The organism is Rhodococcus sp. Ni2 (assembly GCF_021352185.1).
GTDB classification, from domain to species: Bacteria; Actinomycetota; Actinomycetes; order Mycobacteriales; family Mycobacteriaceae; genus Rhodococcus_F; species Rhodococcus_F qingshengii.
The window spans coordinates 2,333,872-2,349,618 of sequence record NZ_WOXZ01000002.1; the positions used below are offsets into that span (position 1 = coordinate 2,333,872).

General features: G+C 60.7%; 20 protein-coding genes. 12 read left to right on the forward strand and 8 right to left on the reverse strand.

Annotated features, from left to right (window positions below; translation table 11 throughout):
- The first annotated feature begins 845 nt into the window (after window positions 1-845).
- The 4 genes from GN300_RS24485 to GN300_RS24500 all read left to right on the forward strand — a co-directional run bounded on the left by GN300_RS24485 (window position 846) and on the right by GN300_RS24500 (window position 4,744).
- Window positions 846-1,220: a hypothetical protein gene (locus GN300_RS24485; protein ID WP_156511772.1), complete on the forward strand. Its 375-nt coding sequence runs from the start codon at window positions 846-848 to the stop codon at window positions 1,218-1,220.
- A 328-nt stretch (window positions 1,221-1,548) separates the two neighbouring features.
- Window positions 1,549-1,875, forward strand: a complete 327-nt coding sequence (locus tag GN300_RS24490) for a hypothetical protein (protein WP_063316480.1) — start codon at window positions 1,549-1,551, stop codon at window positions 1,873-1,875.
- A 292-nt stretch (window positions 1,876-2,167) separates the two neighbouring features.
- Window positions 2,168-2,896, forward strand: coding sequence for a hypothetical protein (locus GN300_RS24495; protein ID WP_063316479.1), 729 nt, complete (start codon window positions 2,168-2,170; stop codon window positions 2,894-2,896).
- 231 nt (window positions 2,897-3,127) lie between these two features.
- Window positions 3,128-4,744 (forward strand): pentapeptide repeat-containing protein, encoded by a 1,617-nt coding sequence (locus GN300_RS24500; RefSeq protein WP_063316477.1) that lies wholly within the window; start codon window positions 3,128-3,130, stop codon window positions 4,742-4,744.
- Between the two features lie 137 nt (window positions 4,745-4,881).
- Here the strand turns inward: GN300_RS24500 and GN300_RS24505 are convergent, their stop codons facing one another.
- Together GN300_RS24505 and GN300_RS29790 are read right to left on the reverse strand one after the other, a co-directional pair.
- Window positions 4,882-5,439: a hypothetical protein gene (locus tag GN300_RS24505; protein WP_063316476.1), complete on the reverse strand. Its 558-nt coding sequence runs from the start codon at window positions 5,437-5,439 to the stop codon at window positions 4,882-4,884.
- A gap of 200 nt (window positions 5,440-5,639) precedes the next feature.
- A complete protein-coding gene (locus GN300_RS29790) occupies window positions 5,640-5,765 on the reverse strand; it encodes a hypothetical protein (RefSeq protein ID WP_267933189.1) in 126 nt (41 codons plus the stop codon).
- 625 nt (window positions 5,766-6,390) lie between these two features.
- Here GN300_RS29790 and GN300_RS24510 point away from each other — a divergent pair.
- The 7 genes from GN300_RS24510 to GN300_RS24540 all read left to right on the forward strand — a co-directional run bounded on the left by GN300_RS24510 (window position 6,391) and on the right by GN300_RS24540 (window position 9,746).
- Entirely contained in the window at window positions 6,391-6,762 is a 372-nt protein-coding gene (locus GN300_RS24510; protein ID WP_233405690.1) for a hypothetical protein, read from the forward strand.
- A complete protein-coding gene (locus tag GN300_RS24515) occupies window positions 6,759-6,932 on the forward strand; it encodes a hypothetical protein (protein WP_156511771.1) in 174 nt (57 codons plus the stop codon). The genes GN300_RS24510 and GN300_RS24515 overlap by 4 nt, the downstream gene beginning before the upstream one ends.
- 425 nt (window positions 6,933-7,357) lie before the next feature.
- The gene (locus tag GN300_RS24520) at window positions 7,358-7,588 is read left to right on the forward strand and encodes a hypothetical protein (RefSeq protein WP_063316475.1); all 231 of its coding nucleotides are present in this window, start codon (window positions 7,358-7,360) and stop codon (window positions 7,586-7,588) included.
- Between the two features lie 85 nt (window positions 7,589-7,673).
- Window positions 7,674-7,910 carry a hypothetical protein gene (locus tag GN300_RS24525; RefSeq protein ID WP_063316474.1) on the forward strand — a complete coding sequence of 79 codons (237 nt, stop codon included), beginning with the start codon at window positions 7,674-7,676 and terminating at the stop codon, window positions 7,908-7,910.
- A gap of 182 nt (window positions 7,911-8,092) precedes the next feature.
- A complete protein-coding gene (locus tag GN300_RS24530) occupies window positions 8,093-8,617 on the forward strand; it encodes a hypothetical protein (protein ID WP_063316473.1) in 525 nt (174 codons plus the stop codon).
- Complete coding sequence (locus GN300_RS24535) at window positions 8,614-9,234, forward strand: RES family NAD+ phosphorylase (protein ID WP_063316723.1); 621 nt, start codon at window positions 8,614-8,616, stop codon at window positions 9,232-9,234. The genes GN300_RS24530 and GN300_RS24535 overlap by 4 nt, the downstream gene beginning before the upstream one ends.
- A gap of 167 nt (window positions 9,235-9,401) precedes the next feature.
- Window positions 9,402-9,746, forward strand: coding sequence for a PASTA domain-containing protein (locus GN300_RS24540; protein WP_063316472.1), 345 nt, complete (start codon window positions 9,402-9,404; stop codon window positions 9,744-9,746).
- A 597-nt stretch (window positions 9,747-10,343) separates the two neighbouring features.
- Here the strand turns inward: GN300_RS24540 and GN300_RS24545 are convergent.
- The 3 genes from GN300_RS24545 to GN300_RS24555 all read right to left on the reverse strand — a co-directional run bounded on the left by GN300_RS24545 (window position 10,344) and on the right by GN300_RS24555 (window position 11,850).
- A complete protein-coding gene (locus tag GN300_RS24545; RefSeq protein WP_063316470.1) occupies window positions 10,344-10,712 on the reverse strand; it encodes a hypothetical protein in 369 nt (122 codons plus the stop codon).
- Between the two features lie 142 nt (window positions 10,713-10,854).
- Window positions 10,855-11,079, reverse strand: a complete 225-nt coding sequence (locus GN300_RS24550; protein WP_063316469.1) for a hypothetical protein — start codon at window positions 11,077-11,079, stop codon at window positions 10,855-10,857.
- A 267-nt stretch (window positions 11,080-11,346) separates the two neighbouring features.
- Window positions 11,347-11,850 (reverse strand): DUF6301 family protein, encoded by a 504-nt coding sequence (locus GN300_RS24555; RefSeq protein WP_156511770.1) that lies wholly within the window; start codon window positions 11,848-11,850, stop codon window positions 11,347-11,349.
- A gap of 320 nt (window positions 11,851-12,170) precedes the next feature.
- Between GN300_RS24555 and GN300_RS24560 the strand changes: the two genes are divergently transcribed.
- A complete protein-coding gene (locus tag GN300_RS24560; RefSeq protein ID WP_063316467.1) occupies window positions 12,171-12,797 on the forward strand; it encodes a hypothetical protein in 627 nt (208 codons plus the stop codon).
- 123 nt (window positions 12,798-12,920) lie between these two features.
- On the opposite strand, the gene GN300_RS24565 is transcribed toward GN300_RS24560, so the two are convergent.
- The 3 genes from GN300_RS24565 to GN300_RS24575 form a co-directional block, all read right to left on the reverse strand.
- Window positions 12,921-13,211, reverse strand: a complete 291-nt coding sequence (locus GN300_RS24565) for a hypothetical protein (protein ID WP_063316466.1) — start codon at window positions 13,209-13,211, stop codon at window positions 12,921-12,923.
- A 28-nt stretch (window positions 13,212-13,239) separates the two neighbouring features.
- Window positions 13,240-13,863 carry a DUF6461 domain-containing protein gene (locus GN300_RS24570; RefSeq protein WP_063316465.1) on the reverse strand — a complete coding sequence of 208 codons (624 nt, stop codon included), beginning with the start codon at window positions 13,861-13,863 and terminating at the stop codon, window positions 13,240-13,242.
- A 1,412-nt stretch (window positions 13,864-15,275) separates the two neighbouring features.
- Window positions 15,276-15,599 carry a hypothetical protein gene (locus tag GN300_RS24575; RefSeq protein WP_156511769.1) on the reverse strand — a complete coding sequence of 108 codons (324 nt, stop codon included), beginning with the start codon at window positions 15,597-15,599 and terminating at the stop codon, window positions 15,276-15,278.
- Window positions 15,600-15,747: the final 148 nt, after the last annotated feature.

Consider the following 15,747-nt stretch of genomic DNA (forward strand, 5'->3'; position numbering starts at 1 on the left):
TGCCTGTGACCAAGGTTGAGATTCGAGACTTGACGTCCGCGTCACTCGTTGAGAGGCCGGCCGAATCGATTGCCCCGACTGTTTCCGTCTTCGCTGCGGTGAACTGTTCCAACGTCAAGCTCTGCTTACCGTCAACTCCGTAGTTGACGAGCTTGTTCTGGGCTGTAGCGAAATCAGTGCAAGCCTTCGCATGGTTGTCGTCAGCCTTGTCATCACTCCCGCACCCGGCAAGGAGCAGAGCGCCGGCACCGAGGACAGCCACGAATGTCTTGTTCATCCGCTATGACTACCAGACCCGTTGGACGGAAAAGGCATTTACACCGCAACCTCTCACGCTCAGACCTGTTTCCCCAGGTGAGCGGGACCGGCACTTCTCGCTGAGACGCCATAAGGCCACGGTATAGGCCCCAACCGACATTTCCGTCGCGCGAAAAGTGCGCTGAGGTGGCCTTTTCCCGGAGACGCTGCGAGAAAGGAAATTCTCGTCACTGATCGCGCATAAAGGGGGAGTGACAATGCGGGGAAGTAGTGAAGCCCGATTTCGGCGAGAACTAGGTGTCGAGATGCAGCGAAGATTGACAAGCCCGACCACACAGATTGACAACGACCATTCAGGCCGCCATCGCTCGTACCTGCACTTATGCGCAAGAAATGCAGTCGGCGTCACCTCCTTTCCGTCAAAGTAGGTTGTCAATCTGCCTCACGGTTGTGGACGCACCAGATCGAGATGGGTGCAGCCGCTGGGATCGTCGGCGCGGAGCCACAAGGTTGTCGGGTGGGCGTATCAAGATCAACGCCATGAACGCACAGGCGAGCCCGATCGAGCATCGCTATACGATGCCACCATGCCCCGGACTGCAAAGAAGCGAAAGCACGTCGGTGTCCTGTCGAGGTCGGACCTCAAGGAACTTGACGCTCTGCGCAAGGATCCCCAGCGCCTCGACATGTTGCTGCAGGAGTTGCGTTCGCGCGCAGAACTCGGCATCGCCGGCAAGTCCGAGATTGATCGGCTGTCGATGCTGGAAGCATTCTGCGAGCGGGTGAGGCTGGAGAAGGCGGACTTCAAGTCCAGGGCCAAGGACTACCAGAAGCTGCACGAGACACTCGAGCGCGATCGGACCCGTGATGCGAAGCGCCGGCGCTCCGACCGGTCGATTCCGGTCGACGGAGCCTTCCGGATCGTCAGCGGGGGCGCCCCTGGGCTCGGCCGCCGCAGCTGACCCCTGTGAATAGCGTTGCGACCGCGGATTGCGATCGTCGGCATACGCGCACGCAAATCAGCGGGCGCAGACGACTCGCCCGAGGTTGGGCAATCTAGCACGGCGTGCCCCGCTAATCTTCACTGCATCTCGACACTAGGTTTCACGATTCCGGGTCGGTTTCCAGTCTTTATGTCGGTAGCGGGGCGGTTTCCGCGTTTCATGTCGGTCGGCATCGCACCAGCCAGACACCGTCAAAATATCTCTGAACAGCAAGAATGATCCTGGACGGCTCGGGTTTGAGTCACGATCAGACCTGTTCGACCTGGAGGTCGGCTAGGTTGTCACGATGTCCGATGTGTGGTCCGGGTTCCGGTGGGCGCTGATGTGGTGGGGCGCGCTCGCTGGCATCGTTGTCTGTGCCGTGGGCTACTGGCCGCTGGTCTACGCGCTGCGCAGGGCGTGGGATGTGCCCGCCTTTCCACCCGGTGGGGGACTGTACTGGCTCGCGTGGGGACTGCCCCTCATCGCTGTCGCCACCATTGGTACGACCACGTTCACGATCTGGCGTGGTGCACGCCCCGCCGTGGCAGGGTTCGCCGTAGCTTGTCTCCTTACGGGACTGGCGATGTGTGCCTTCGGTTACTCGGTCGACAGCATGCCCTACTACATGTGACTCACGGCGCCGTCGCGGATGCCTGAGGATTCTGATCAGATTGTGAGAATCCCTGACTGACATGAGATTGGAACGCCGCCCGTCCGCGCGCTGCACCATTTACGAGTCCGGCGGGAACATACATGAATTACAGGGCTGACGAGACTGTCCAGGCGCGGCGGCAGACTTTCATGTACGGGGCCTGACTCAGCCCTTGAGACGTGAAATCCGCAGGTGGGGGCGTGTTTGTTCGTTCTCGGCAGCACTCGGGCTCTACTCTGAATTCAAGTACTGCCCGAGAGGACATCAGCACATGAACGTCGACACACCCGACCTCCTACCCAGCCGAGTCGTCGACCACGACAATCGGGGCTGGTTTCTCACCCTTGATGCTGACAACCGAGACGTGTACGCCGAGAGGCCTGCCGGCGCTGCGCAGGTCTACGTCGATCTCGTCGCCGCGCATGGCCCGCTGCGCCCCGTTGTCGCCCTCACCAGCACCGACGCGGACGCGTTGCGCGGGCTTTTCGCTCGCGCTGGTCGTAAAACAGTGGCGACTCTTGCGGCCGCACTCGAGTTGGTCCACTACCGGTTGCGTGAGAGCCGCGGCGGACTCGAACGGTGGGCCGAGTCCAGCGCCTACGCGAACACCACGTTGATTGCAGGGCGCCCCGGTTCATGGGAATCGGAGCTGATCTACCCGATTGTGTTGTTCGGCAACAGTCTCAACCTCGCCGACAAACCTGCGGGTGATCCCACACGGCAACGTGCTGAGGGACCACATCGCCGTGTCGATGCTCAGGTGCGCGACGACATCGCCGTGATCATCGAACGGTGGGTCACTGACCCTGCCGGGTACACCGAAGTCGCCGAGAACCTTGCAGCTCTCGTCGCAGGTTTTGCTGACAAGGAGTACGGGGCAGACGGCTGGAAAAAGGTCGCTGACCAGTGGCTCGATCCCAGAGCAGCCCTTCATAACGCGGAGACGGACGTGTTGTACCGGCTCTTTTACTCGCGCAGCGAGTACGGCGGAGCCTTCTAGAGAAGTCGCAGAGTAGATCGATTGATGGATGAGTCGGATTCGATAGATTCTCTTGTCTTAGTGACCGCGTACACCTTGTCTCCGAGGAATGGTCCAATGCGCTGTGACGCACTGGCCCCTGCATTGGACAACGAGCGGGACGGGATTCTCCGCAATCTGAAGACGCTGACTTACAGTGGCGGTCACGGCGCGCCCATCTACTAATCGACGCAATGCAGGCGAAGATGAACTGTGCTGCCCATTTTGCTCGCCCAGGTGCCGACGACCGAGCCTCCAGTTCTGCCGGATGTCCCAGTGGAAACAGTTCTGCCGGATATTCCGGTGGAAACTCTGCCGCCTGCTGAAATCCCCTCGCCTCCGACGATCCCCATCACACTTGAAGACTTGAAAAGTTTCCTCGACTCGGCATCGTCGTCGCCCGAAGGGCTGACTCAACCATGTGCGACCGTGATCGCGAGCCTTGCAGTCCTATTATCCGGATTACTCGTGTACTTGACCGGAATTTGGACACGAAGACAAACCAAGAAGCACTTCAAGACTTCTCATGATCTCGAAGTCACTCGCGGTTTGCGCGACAGATTCACCACCATCGCCGGCCAACTCGCGGATCCTGCCTCAGCTGTTCGTACTGCTGGCGTCTACGCAATGGAAGCTCTTGCCAACGACTGGCTGGTACGCGGAAATAAGTCCGAGGCGCAAGCTTGCATCAACGTCCTGTGCAGCTACATTCGTACGCCCTATGCACCACCGCAGGGCCTCGGCCAGAATCAGACGAGCAGAATAGTCCGGAACACTCTTACGGACCGAATCGTCGAAGAGCACTACGAATACCGTCTGGACGATCGTGAAATACGTCAAAGCATCATTCTCACGATTGTTGCTCACTTGAAGTCTGATAGCGAGGTCAAATGGAGTGATCTAGATTTCGATTTCACCGGCGCGCACCTCAACAATGCGGACTTCTCTAACGCAATATTCAACAAACGTGTCTCTTTCGAACGCGCAAAGCTACTCGGATCATCTACCCGATTTACTCGTGCAACTTTCGCATCGTCGGCGCGTTTCGGCGGGGCGCAATTTTATAGCGACCTCACGACATTTGTCGAAGCAAAGTTTCTTGGGCCCTACAATAATTTCTCTGATACAAAGTTTAAAAGCAAAAATAATATATTCGATCGAGTAGAATTTTCCTCCGCCGACGGCATCACAAACTTTAGATATTCTGAGTTCGAGGGCGAGGATACATCCTTCGAGGGCACTTTGTTTAAGAGTCGAGAAACGTATTTTATCCACGCTAAGCTACACAGTGCTCGAACATGGTTCTCCGATGCCACCTTCGACGGCTCGCTGACGTCGTTCCAAGTTTCGACCTTCGTTGGCGAAGTCGTGAGCTTCGACCGAACTATATTTCGAGCAGAAAGTACAACATTTGAAAAGGCGGAATTTTCCAGCGCCAGTACCAGTTTCACTGACGCCGAGTTTCTCGCAGGATCGACGCGCTTCGCTCATGTTAAGTTCAACGGATACCAGACGTCTTTCGATAAGTCGAAATTCGGTGCCACCCAGGCCACCTTTCTTGGTGCGGAGTTCAATAACGAGGGCGGCACCACCTTCTACAATGCAAGATTCATTGGCGGTCGAATAAAATTTAGCGGTGCCATTTTCACCAAAGGCGTTTCTTTTGATCAACCGGAGGTGTGGGTAAACGTAGAATTTGATTGGAGCGCCAAAGTTCCAAACAAGATGAAAAAAATGAAACCGGAGAATGTTTCACCGGATGTCTGGCCACCTGCTCTGATGGCACAACCTAGTGCAGAGGACGATGACGAGGCCAAGGAACACGAATAGCGCTATCGTCGCATGACCCGCTGCTTAGCGGATCATGTCGCAGATCAGATCATTTCTAGGACGCGCGGGTCAGCGTGTCATCGCCAGCCCCATGCCGAATGCAACTCATAGTTCGGCATGGGACGCTTCGCCTCAGATCAAATTTGATTGGCGGCCGCGGCCACTCGTGCGCGATAGGTTCGCCCAGCAGCCTGTTCCCCTTTGGCAACAGTCCAGCTCAGGGGGTCTTTACCCTCGGGGCGCGGGTAATCGCCGGGCACCAGGCCTGAACCCGGTACTGGCGTTTTCTGCCGGGCGACCCTATGGAGCTCTTCCGCGAGGTTGTCCCACATTGCCCCGTGCTGCCCACGGGTCGCGATGACAACGACGACGGGAACAGTAATGCCGTAAGTTGCAGCGGCCTCATGGACAGCGGTGGTGTACGCGGCAGCGTAGGCGCGGCGATCTGATTCGAAGAGTGCTTCGATGTTCGCTTGTTCGTCGACGAGCGCTGATCGTTGGCCGTGGGTGAGGTTCTTGCGCTGCAGTTCACGGTCGATCGTCATGAACTCGTCGTCTTCCATCGGGCCGAACCCCAGCCAGCTATCCCACACTTCGTTCAGGTCGAGTACAAGACGAACCGGCTGCGTGCGGGTGGCAAGGTCGATCACCACTGGGATCACCTGGTTGCTGACAGGCGCAGTGTCGTTGGTCATCGTGTTCAAATTCTCGCAGTGGGCAGGCAGTTAATCTCAGGCATGCCGGTAATACTGCACGATGCCACTGATGTCCGACTGGTCGGTATTACGCGTAACAGGTATCTGCGGGCACGTTCGTAGTCACGAAGAAAAGAAAACGCCGCCCCGTGAAGTACGAGGCGGCGTTTTGTACGCAGTGGTGCGCTGACAGGATTTGATCAGCGAGGGGTCAGCGTGTTGTTGCCGATCAGGAAAGGACCGAAGAAGGTCTCACCGCCGAGGTAGTAGCGCTGTCCCTGTCCGGAGTCGATGAAGCCGCCACCGGGAACATCGCGCTGTACCACTTTCGTGTACCAGTTATTTCCAGGATGCACCTCGCTGACCTGCTCTCATCGAAGTCCAGTAAAAAGTGGTACAGCTCGGCAGCAGAAACGGTACAACGGTCAGGTCTCTGACCTGCGACTTCGCTTCTCCTCAAGGATCTGTACCGTTTTTCAACTTTTTCGGGTCCGAGAAACTCTATGTTGACGTTTTCGGCGCCCTGTGTCTGTGAATGCTGCCGTGACCCTTTCTCAAGGGCTTTCCTAGAAATAAGTGGTACATCCGCTAATCGGTGGTACACGGCCCGCATCAGTCCTGGTCAGACGGTTGCAGGTTGTACCATTTTCTTTTAAATTTTTAGTGAAATTCGACAGGGTGGTTGTGAGGATTGTGTCGCTGACCTGCGGCGATGGTTTGACGTTGGTGTACCAGTTTTGATCAGGGCAGAAACGGTACGCGGTGAAGAAGTGGTACAGGCTTTAGTAACCGAATGGTCGCGACACCTCTGCTGCCATCTCTGTCGATCTCCACAAGCTCGTAACACCGGGTCGAACACTGCGGTGATCTACCGCTCCGAAACAGGCTGGCCCCGATGGGTTTCCTGCTCACTGGAGAGGACGAAAGAGGGTGTTGAGGAGTTTGCCCGTAGTGCCTCGTAGCTCCTGCTCCCTGGCTTCATCCTTGTTGGTGGCCTTCTGGATCTTGTCGGCGAAGCTCCGGCAGGTGTGTCTGCACGTCGTCGGCGTCGCCCTGACCGTCCGCCAACGCACCGTCGCCGACAAACGTGCCCAAGCCTGGCAACGGATCACGTGGTGTCTCGAACGCACCACCAGCGCCGATCCCGCCGAAGTCGAACTCGGGTGGGACATCTACGCCGCCGTCACCGACTCACCGCTCATCACCACCACCGACCAAGACGTCCTAGTCGCCATCGCCGACCGATCCGCCCGGCGTGCACTGGCGGAACCCGACCAAACCGAGGACACTGACAACCAGAACGAGCAGGAGGACCCGCGATGACCACCGCAGAAGCCCGCAGGACCTGGACCCCGAAAGAACGGCGCAATGTCGCTGCCGCAGCAGCCCGCGCCTCCATCGCACTCCGTGAACGCAGCGGCCGCGAGGTACCCCAGTGGATTCGTGACGCCGCTGAAGGTCGCCCCATCACCCCTCCAGCCGAAAAGCCCTGACGCGGCTACGGCCTCAAACCCTGAGAACCCCGACGCCTTTTGGTGTCGGGGTTCTTGCTTTTTGCTGCGCTTATCGTCCGTGTGAAGGCGTCTCACGGTCGTGCTGTTGACACCAGTGTCTCGATTGCGATGGTCAGGTTCTCGAGCTGGCTGCTGTTGTCCTGGCGGCGGCGGAGTCGCCACCAGGGCGCCCACGCTTTCCACCCGCACTCTGCCGCCACGGCAGGTGCGGGTTCTTCTCTTTCGCTACACGATCAACCATCCGGCGCACGTCTACATCGGGGGAGTTGGCGGAGCCAACATCGGAACAAGTTCGAAGCACACAGGTCACATCGACCGCCAGCCTGCACCGAGTACCCCGGAAAAACGCTGGTCATCAGGCTGTAGCGCCGAAACCAGCCCCACACGAAAAGGATGTAGACACGATGAGCGGACTCATGACATTCACGATCACGGACAGCCCGATCGAAGCCGGCAAGTGCTCGGGAACGAGTCTGTACACCGCAACCGCGGCCGGTCGCACCATCCTGCTGGAGGCTCCGAGCGGAATGTACAAGCCCGATCAGACGGACACCGCGATCCTCACCGACATCAGCCACGTGAAGGAAGCCGGCGGCAAGGCCGACTTCTGGATCGGCATCGACGCCACCTTCTGACAGGTCGGCGAGAAGTACGTCGAGACCCGTAACCCGACCACGGCGCATTGCCAACCGGTACGTACGAACAGAAGGAACGAATCCCATGCAGATCACCATCGAAATCACGGACAGCTACACCAACGGTGACGAGTTCATCCGCACCGAAGAAGTCGCTGTCGGCCAGCCCCTCGATGGTGCCTGCCTCAAGGAATGGGCGTACGACACCCTGTCCGTGTTCCCCGGTCGCAACGGGTACTTCGTCGACAGCCTCCACACGATCAAGGTTCTCGATTGCGTCGACCGATCCGACCTCGTCGGTGAGACCTTCAGCTTCGACTGATCCCTGGCCGTACTGACCCTCAGCACACCCCCCTCGAACCCTCCGCTGCCTCAGGCAGCGGAGGGTTTCTTGGCGAAGCCAACATCGGGCAGGATCCGAACAACCCGCCTTCACTCGTTGACACGGTTGACGCAAACGCGGACACTGGAGTTGACGCGGTTGACTAATTAGGAGGATTTCTCATGAACACCCTCGCCGAGCAGGAACGCAAGCTTCTCGACCTGCTCACGATCTCCGTCCATCGGACGTTCGCTGACGCCCGCGCCGCCGGCGCCTCCGTCGAGATCTTCGACGACGTCGAATCGATCGCCCGATCCATGACCGCAGCACTGCCCGCCATCCACGTCTACGACAAACTCGTCGGACCGTTCTACGACACCCCCAGCCTCACCCAGTGGCGAGGCGTGAGCCGCCAAGCCATCAACAAGGCTGTCTCTGCAGGCACTGTGATCGCCTGCCAGCTCGAAGGTGGGCAGTGGGTCTATCCCACCTGGCAGTTCACTGAGTCCCGAACGGTGCACCCGGACCTGATCACCCTGTGGCAGACACTTCGTGAGAGCGCCGACCCCTGGACCTGCGCAATCTGGCTGCGCAGCCCGCAGTCCGAACTCGGCGACCGCAGCGCCGCCGACTGGATCGCAGAGGGCCGCCCCGTCGATACAGCCCTGGAGCTGGCCCGCGCCGATGCGCAGCGGTGGGCCGCGTGAGCCGGGACAGCGTCGCTCTCGAACCGCCGTCCCGGTCGTTGTACCGATTCCCCGGCGCCACGCTCACGACAGCGAAACCGTTGCACCGCGGGCACAGCACCGGGAACGGACCATGGTGGTTCGCCTCCTCGGGTGGTGGCCGCTTCGATCTGAACCCGCCCCGCGGTACGTGCTACCTCGCCTACGACGAGCTCACCGCGATCCGGGAGACCGTCGGAGCGGCGCTCACGACAACCGGGGTGATCAGTCATGCGTTTTCTGCCGGCCGCCAGCTCTCCACCCTGACCGTGCCGCACGACCACCGCCTCGCCGATACCTGCGCGGACGAGGCTGCAGACTTCGGCCTGACCAGGGAACTCGCGTCCATGACGCCGTACGCCATTCCGCAGGAATGGGCAGCGGCGTTCGACGCGACCTTCGCTGGGCTGCAGTACCAAACCCGGTTTACCACCGGGCCGAAGCCCAACGCAGTCGGCTTGTTCGGGCAAGCAGGGGAGGCCGTGGCATGGCCGGCAGATCCCAACCCCGAGCCGTTCACCGCTGCTGCTCAAAGGAACGGCTTCACCGTTGTCATGCCGCCGCGATCGGTGAGCATTGTCCCGCCGCCCGTGAGCTGACAACGGTTCACTGAGTATGGTGAAGTCGTCAGACTGCGCAGTGCTGACCACAGAAGAACCCGCACTTTGCCTCCACGGGCAGGTGCGGGTTCTTGCTTTTTGTCGGCTGTATCAGACGGCCAGTTCCATCCGACATAACCGAGCAAGAGCTACCGAGAGGAAAACTGATGAAAAAGATCATTGCGGTGGTAGCCATCTCGGCAGGACTTGGGAGTGCCGGCTGTGCTGCCCCTGAGGCTGACGTTGCAACCTTTCTTCGGACTACGTCCGCAGTCCCATCGGTCTATGTCACCGTTCCGGAGGTGTACGGACGCAACGGCGGGATCGTCGTCGATGAACTGAAGAGCCTAGGTTTCACCGATATCGAGCTGGCCGCCAAGGACGTGTCGACGACGTCGATCAGCAGGCCTCAAGATTGGCGGGCATTCGCAATAGAGCCCTCAGCTGGAGAGATCGTCCGTAGCGATACACATGTCGTTGTCACATTTACGGAAGGTTTCCGGTACCGGTGACCTGCACTCCCGCATTGCTGACAGTGGGCGAAGGCTAATCGAAGCTCGCAACTCTAGAACCCGCACTCTGCCTCCCCGGGCAGGTGCGGGTTACTTTTTGCTTCCCTGATCAGTCGGCCGCACACCGCCCCTTCGGTATGGTCCGGGGATGACTGCGCTTGGTGTTGGCTTACTGGTTATCGCTGCAGGTGTGAACTGGCTGTACGCGGTGCGGTTGTCGTCTCTCAATGCCGGGCGCCGACTGCCGATTGTCACTGGGCAGTACCCCGTCAGGCCGCCTGTGCGTGTGGCTGCTCTTCGAGGAATCAGTGCAGGTAGTTCAGGAATCGGTGCGTGGATACTGGCGCAGGAGCTGTGGTCTGAGCGGCCGTTGCTTGGACCGATTCTTTGTGCAGTGCTCGCAGTACTAGCCATCGTGGTCCCTACTCTGGTCGTCACCGTCGCACACAACCGGCGCCTTCATCTGCCCGCGAACTAGCGATCCGAATCCTTCACCTACGTCCGAAAAGGCTCTTCGTGATCCATGGGCAGCCGTGGGTCAGCCACTCGAAGTTTCGGTAGGTCGTCCCGCCTGCCTCGGACCCGCTCATGCACCGTTCATGTCGGTTGGATCCCGATCTCCGAGTCCCGAACGAAGTCTGCCGCCGACCTGGGTGGTTCGTCATCGTCATCGAGGATGACCGCGTCTTCGAGATCGAGTAGTTCGTAATCCTCGTCGTCGAGGTCGAGCGATTCGTCGATCGGATAGAAGGAGTGTGCGCGGTAGCGGAAACCTTCGACAAGCGACGGGCTGATGTCCGTCCAGTCGAACCTGACTGGCGAGCCGGGGTACAGATCGAGGGGTTGCTCCATCGGCATCACTTCGTTGGCGTCGGCCCAACATCCGCCGGGAGTCTCCGCGGAGTCGAATACACCCCATCCTTGCTCGGCGTACCAAACTCTTACCGAACCTGTCACTTTGCTCATGCGGGTTGCTCCTTTAGCCCACCGGGCGGCTTTGATCGATGAACAGCTCCATCATGGCTGCTGACCTGTCGACGGGACCGCCCTCGCTGAAGATGCGGTCCATTAATCTCCGTCAGATTCATTGCCCGCAGCTTCGCGGCCCTTACGTGTTCCTCTGCTTGACCAGGATTGCCCGGAACGCGTAGCCGTCCTGTTCTGTCTGTTCCCAGTCGAGGTCGACTGTCTCATCGACAGTCAAAGCGCGGTATCCGGGCCCGTCGATGTTGCTGAAATGCGCCCAGCATCCACCAGGAGTTTCCGGGGAGTCCAGCACTCCCCAACCCAGCTCGCCATGCCACTCCCGCACCGTCGCCGTCGTTCGTCCCATGACACGAACTATGTCACGGCGGTCCCGTGTCGTTCTGGTGTCAGTTGATCGGCACGCCGAGCCTGTAGAGCAAGTAGACGAGCGGCGCATAAGGCCCCCAAAAGGCCCAATCCGTTGCAGACATCAACTTCACCTCCAATCAGGGGCAGTGTCCGCCGAAGTCGCACGGGATCACGGCCTAGGTGTACCCAGTGCGAGCTGCGCAAGCTATCGATTTTCAGGAATGCCAGTGAGTCGGGCCGGCCGCAACCTCAACCGACCTCACGTCTACTCATCTTCGGCGCTCTGCTCGATTTCGTCGCTCCATTGCTGGTACGCAGGACTGAGCAGATCCACCCAGACCGATGAGACGCCGATCTGGGCCCTAACCACCAGGCCCGGAAGGTCCCAGCGCAGGCCGCGGGTCGGTTCGATCCACCAATCCGTGGGCCGCTGCCCCAGCAGTTCGAACATCCGGTCCACCAGTGCATTGAAAACTTCATCCAGCTCAGGCTCCAAGTCGCTCCGACCGAGAACCACATCACTGGCACGGAAGGAGATCTCATCGATCGCTCGCGACAACTCGGTTGTCGATATGTCCGCGACGCCCACCATCACATCCGGGCGATTGACTTCGAGATTGGTCACGGCTGCTGGCACCTGCTCATCGAGGCCGCTGAACTGCCAACCGGCCTCACCGCAGAACGACGGCAGGTCATTGACGGTCCACGTCCAGTCGAACCCGGCGGCCGCGCGCACCGCCTGGGCAGCGCGTTCGATATCTGCTCGCACCCTTTACAGCTCTCTCTCGTAGTCAGAGTTGGTGGTTCGGTAGTGGCCGTCAAGGCGGTCGTAGCCTCCCACATCACGACGGGGCCAAACCAGAACCCCACATTGCCAATCGCCTCACTTACGAACCCGCACTTTGCCTCCACGGGCAGGTGCGGGTTCTTCTTTTTCGCCGCTCGATCAGTCGGCGTTGCCCCGCTACGCCGTCACCACTATCGGTAATGGGGTACATGCCGCCTACATCTGTCACAAGGGGAAACTGTCAGACCCTGCGCCTACCGTCACCCTGGTAACAGCTCGAATCGGCTGTCAGGAGACCTGCGATGACGTTCGCCGAAGACGCTCCGCTGCTACTTCCCGGAATGCCCGATGCCACTCCTGCGCCGCCTGCGCTCCAGATGACGCTGATCGGGCATCCGCAACCGGTCCGGATCCCCGAACGCTTGTGGCGGTCCTGGCTCGACAATCCTGCTGTCGTCGCCAGGTTCGAAGCCAAACGCTTCCTCCGGGCCGGAAATCTCTGCACCCCCTGGCTGGCCGGGGTGTCCTCGACCGGGCACGGGTCGTTCCGCGCCGCCAGTCTGCCCGGCACGACCCGCCGCGGTACCGTCCCGGCGCATCTGTTCGCCTACCAGCTCGAATACGGGGTGATCCCACGGTTGGGGTGGACCAACACCGACGATGCAGTGCTGTGTCATCAGTGCGATTTCGCCGGCTGCGTCAACCCTGCGCACATGCTGCTCGGGACGAATCGCACCAACCGCAGTGAATACGACCTCCGGCGCCGCAACATTTCCAGCCCGCTGGCCGACGTCCGCGGACAGGCTGGGCGCACCCGCGCCATTGCCGATGCCATCCGAACCGGCCTTGGCCAGCACGAAGACCTCGACAGCATCGAACAGAGAATCCTCGCCGCCGAACAATCAGGGCTGCCGTTCACACTGTGGTGACGGGGGAGAGGCGGATAGCAGATGCCGCAACCCATCCACAGAGATCCGGCCCGCTCCCAGGATTGCTCCTGGTGCGGACCGAACGATTGTTGCAACCGTAGCGCCGGTCTCGAACAGCTACTTCTATCGCCCGGGGCGGGTGAACCCGATGCCGCGGCGTACCGCACGAGCGGCATCGGGATGGTTCCACCTGTACGCATCGACCACGTCCTGGAGCTGGTGCTCCGGCCGATCCGGATCACGCGGACGCTTGTCGTTCACCGATGCCCGAAACTGTTCGGCCTCGCGTCGGACCGACGCTCGACCGGCCTCAGAGTCCGAGATGTCGTTGCTCAAGTCGCGAGGGATGCCCTCGGCGGCATCGGTCAACAACTCTCCCTCATAGATTAGGTCTTTCCAATACGGAACGTTCATGACCTGGGACTCTAGTGGTTCCGCTCGATCAGTCGGCGCTGCCCACAATGAAGGTCGCGCTCGCCAAGGACTCCGGCGTCATCAGCGCGCCGGTGTAGTTCGCCGCCAGCGCCAGTGATGCTTCGATCACCGGGAAGCCTCCGTCCGCTGTCATGGGCTCCTCGCCGTCAGGGTTGACACCGACCTCCACCAGTCGAGGCACCCATTGCGCCGGCATCGGGTCCAGCCCGAAGCCGCAACGCAACATCGGATCGAAGTACACCGTGCGTTCACCGTCCGCCCACACGTAGAACCCGGAACCTCCGTTGACGTCGCGGTAGTGGGTCACCACCTCGCGGCCGAGGGAGAGCGGCCGCATCAACTCCTCGGATGCGCCTGCGGTCGCTGCAGGCGCGATCGCAATCGTCCAGTTACCCACTGATGCGGCCCCGATGATGCCGGGCTCCTCCCATCCGCGCTCGTTGAGACCGACCAGGCCGGTCTCCGACCCCAGGTCTTCGACGGTCATCGCGTCGATCACGAATGCGGGATCCGAACCCTGCACATACGTCACGAAAAGGCCGTTCGCGATCCACGGGTAGTCGCGGGTCACCCACTCGAAGTCCCGGTAGGTCTTCGCGCCTGACTCAGGTCCGTTCGGTGCATCATTCATGTCCGCACGCTATCGCTGAACCTGGTGCCAGGACCTCGGATCGGCCAGCCGCCCCGGCCTCCACCCGTCGAGCACCGAGCCCGTCGACTCGTCGACTCGGCCAGATCCAGCGCGGTGAGAAGCCTGCCGAGTCGGCCCGAGCCGGCGCCCAGCACCACCCCGACCGTGTTCGGGTTCGCGCTTTTCGCCGGCCCGCCGCGCTGCCGCCCAACTGCCTGCATAACTGTTCAATGGCCGCAGTAGTGGCTGTTATACCGTCACTGACGTGCCAAACACCGCCGAGTGAACGCCGCTATACCGCCGCATATGTGGCTGAACTACGGCCATATAACAGCACTGAGACGGTTATACGGCTGTATAACAGTTCAACCGTCCCTCAAAGGACACTTCATCTGCAATACGCGCACCTGGACGGCCACAACACTGCACAACCGGCTACTGATGCACAGCTATACCGCCTTTGTAGTGGCTCTCATCTGTCAGTACGGCGGCGTTATAGTCACAGTACAAGTGGCTCTTACTTGGCTGAAGATCCGCGTGGGCGGGTAATGGACAGCACAATGGCCGCCGTGCAGCCAGTACAACAGCACCATGACCCACCGGCACACCGAAACACAGCGACCTGGGCTTTTGTAGTCGTTGTAGCGGCCGGAAACCCGCCCTGAGACGCCCTGAAGACACCCCGATGCGGCAATTTCCGTTTCTCCGCAAGCCACAAAAGGCAGTGCCGAGGTACCGAGACAATCCCTTTCCCCTCACAGCGGCACTAATACGAACAGGCCGCACATAAATGCGCCGAAAACAATTCCTCGAACCACATAAATAGATTGTTTCGTGAATATCGAGACGCCCCGTTGATAACAACAATCCCGCGATCAATATTGTGCGCCGTCGGCGCCATTCTTTTCCGGTCGCGGCGATACTCCCGGTCGAGGTGAACAGCCTCCTCCGGCGCACGTGGGCACCAGGTATTTCGATTCTTCGATAATGACCTGATGCCGGTCGCTTCGCGCCCGCGTCGACCGCAGAAAAGCGCTGCGGCCGCCACCCACGTGAGCCGAATGAGCCCGCCTGTATCCACCGCTGCCACCAAGGTCGGTAACAGCGCCGCGCAGCCCGGCGGCTGCGACCGTGGCTTCCGAAGCCCGCTTCGAAAGCCACGCGGCCGCCCCGCGCCAACCCCCACCGTGCCTCGTGGCCGGCCGATAAAACTGGCTCGCCACGAGATCTGCGGACCGGCCCGGTGGCCGTCCCAGCCGGCGCTGGCGGCTCCGCCGCCGCATGTCTGCCCCCGACACTGTGGCCGCCCGGCGGCCACCTCGTAGCCCCTGCAGATCGGGCCGCTGCAGCCGCGCCAGCAGAATGCCACTTCGTGACGTCACCGGACCCAGCGCGCTGTGCCGCACGCCCGTCTACGGCGCCTCTACCGAGGCAGCCTCGACGGCTGCAACTAGGCCAGCGGCCGAGACCGGCCCGGCTTGTTTCGCGCCCCTGCGGGACGCACGACGGAGCAGCCCGGCGGCTGCCACTGATTCCCAGCCGGTGACACCGGCTAGCTGCGCAGCTCGCCGCCGCCTCGCGGCGCATCGGCGACCCGCCGGCCGCTGACGCGGACCGGCCCTGAGCCACACCGGCGACACGAGAGAAACGACCTCGGCGACGAAGGTTGATGCGCCTTCGGCGCCCAGCCCGGCGTGCCGGGCCGCTGCGGTTGCGCGTTTTCGTGGGGCCCTCACCGATGCCAACAACTCTTATAGGCGCGCTGACGCGCGGGCATCGGACCCACGAAAACACTCCACCTACGCGGAGGTTGGTCGGGACTTCGTCCCTACTGAATCTGGAGACTCCCGGACCCAACGTGGTGGCCTGCGTCCGCCACCTGGA

Coding starts and splice junctions, on each gene's coding strand:
- GN300_RS24490 (WP_063316480.1), top strand. CDS start 1,549: ATGTCCGATGTGTGGTCCGGGTTCCGGTGGGCGCTGATGTGGTGGGGC.
- GN300_RS24525 (WP_063316474.1), top strand. CDS start 7,674: ATGCAGATCACCATCGAAATCACGGACAGCTACACCAACGGTGACGAG.
- GN300_RS24515 (WP_156511771.1), top strand. CDS start 6,759: ATGACCACCGCAGAAGCCCGCAGGACCTGGACCCCGAAAGAACGGCGC.
- GN300_RS24565 (WP_063316466.1), bottom strand. CDS start 13,211: ATGAACGTTCCGTATTGGAAAGACCTAATCTATGAGGGAGAGTTGTTG.
- GN300_RS24550 (WP_063316469.1), bottom strand. CDS start 11,079: ATGGGACGAACGACGGCGACGGTGCGGGAGTGGCATGGCGAGCTGGGT.
- GN300_RS24570 (WP_063316465.1), bottom strand. CDS start 13,863: ATGAATGATGCACCGAACGGACCTGAGTCAGGCGCGAAGACCTACCGG.
- GN300_RS24545 (WP_063316470.1), bottom strand. CDS start 10,712: ATGAGCAAAGTGACAGGTTCGGTAAGAGTTTGGTACGCCGAGCAAGGA.
- GN300_RS24540 (WP_063316472.1), top strand. CDS start 9,402: ATGAAAAAGATCATTGCGGTGGTAGCCATCTCGGCAGGACTTGGGAGT.
- GN300_RS24560 (WP_063316467.1), top strand. CDS start 12,171: ATGACGTTCGCCGAAGACGCTCCGCTGCTACTTCCCGGAATGCCCGAT.
- GN300_RS24505 (WP_063316476.1), bottom strand. CDS start 5,439: ATGACCAACGACACTGCGCCTGTCAGCAACCAGGTGATCCCAGTGGTG.
- GN300_RS24520 (WP_063316475.1), top strand. CDS start 7,358: ATGAGCGGACTCATGACATTCACGATCACGGACAGCCCGATCGAAGCC.
- GN300_RS24485 (WP_156511772.1), top strand. CDS start 846: ATGCCCCGGACTGCAAAGAAGCGAAAGCACGTCGGTGTCCTGTCGAGG.
- GN300_RS24530 (WP_063316473.1), top strand. CDS start 8,093: ATGAACACCCTCGCCGAGCAGGAACGCAAGCTTCTCGACCTGCTCACG.
- GN300_RS24495 (WP_063316479.1), top strand. CDS start 2,168: ATGAACGTCGACACACCCGACCTCCTACCCAGCCGAGTCGTCGACCAC.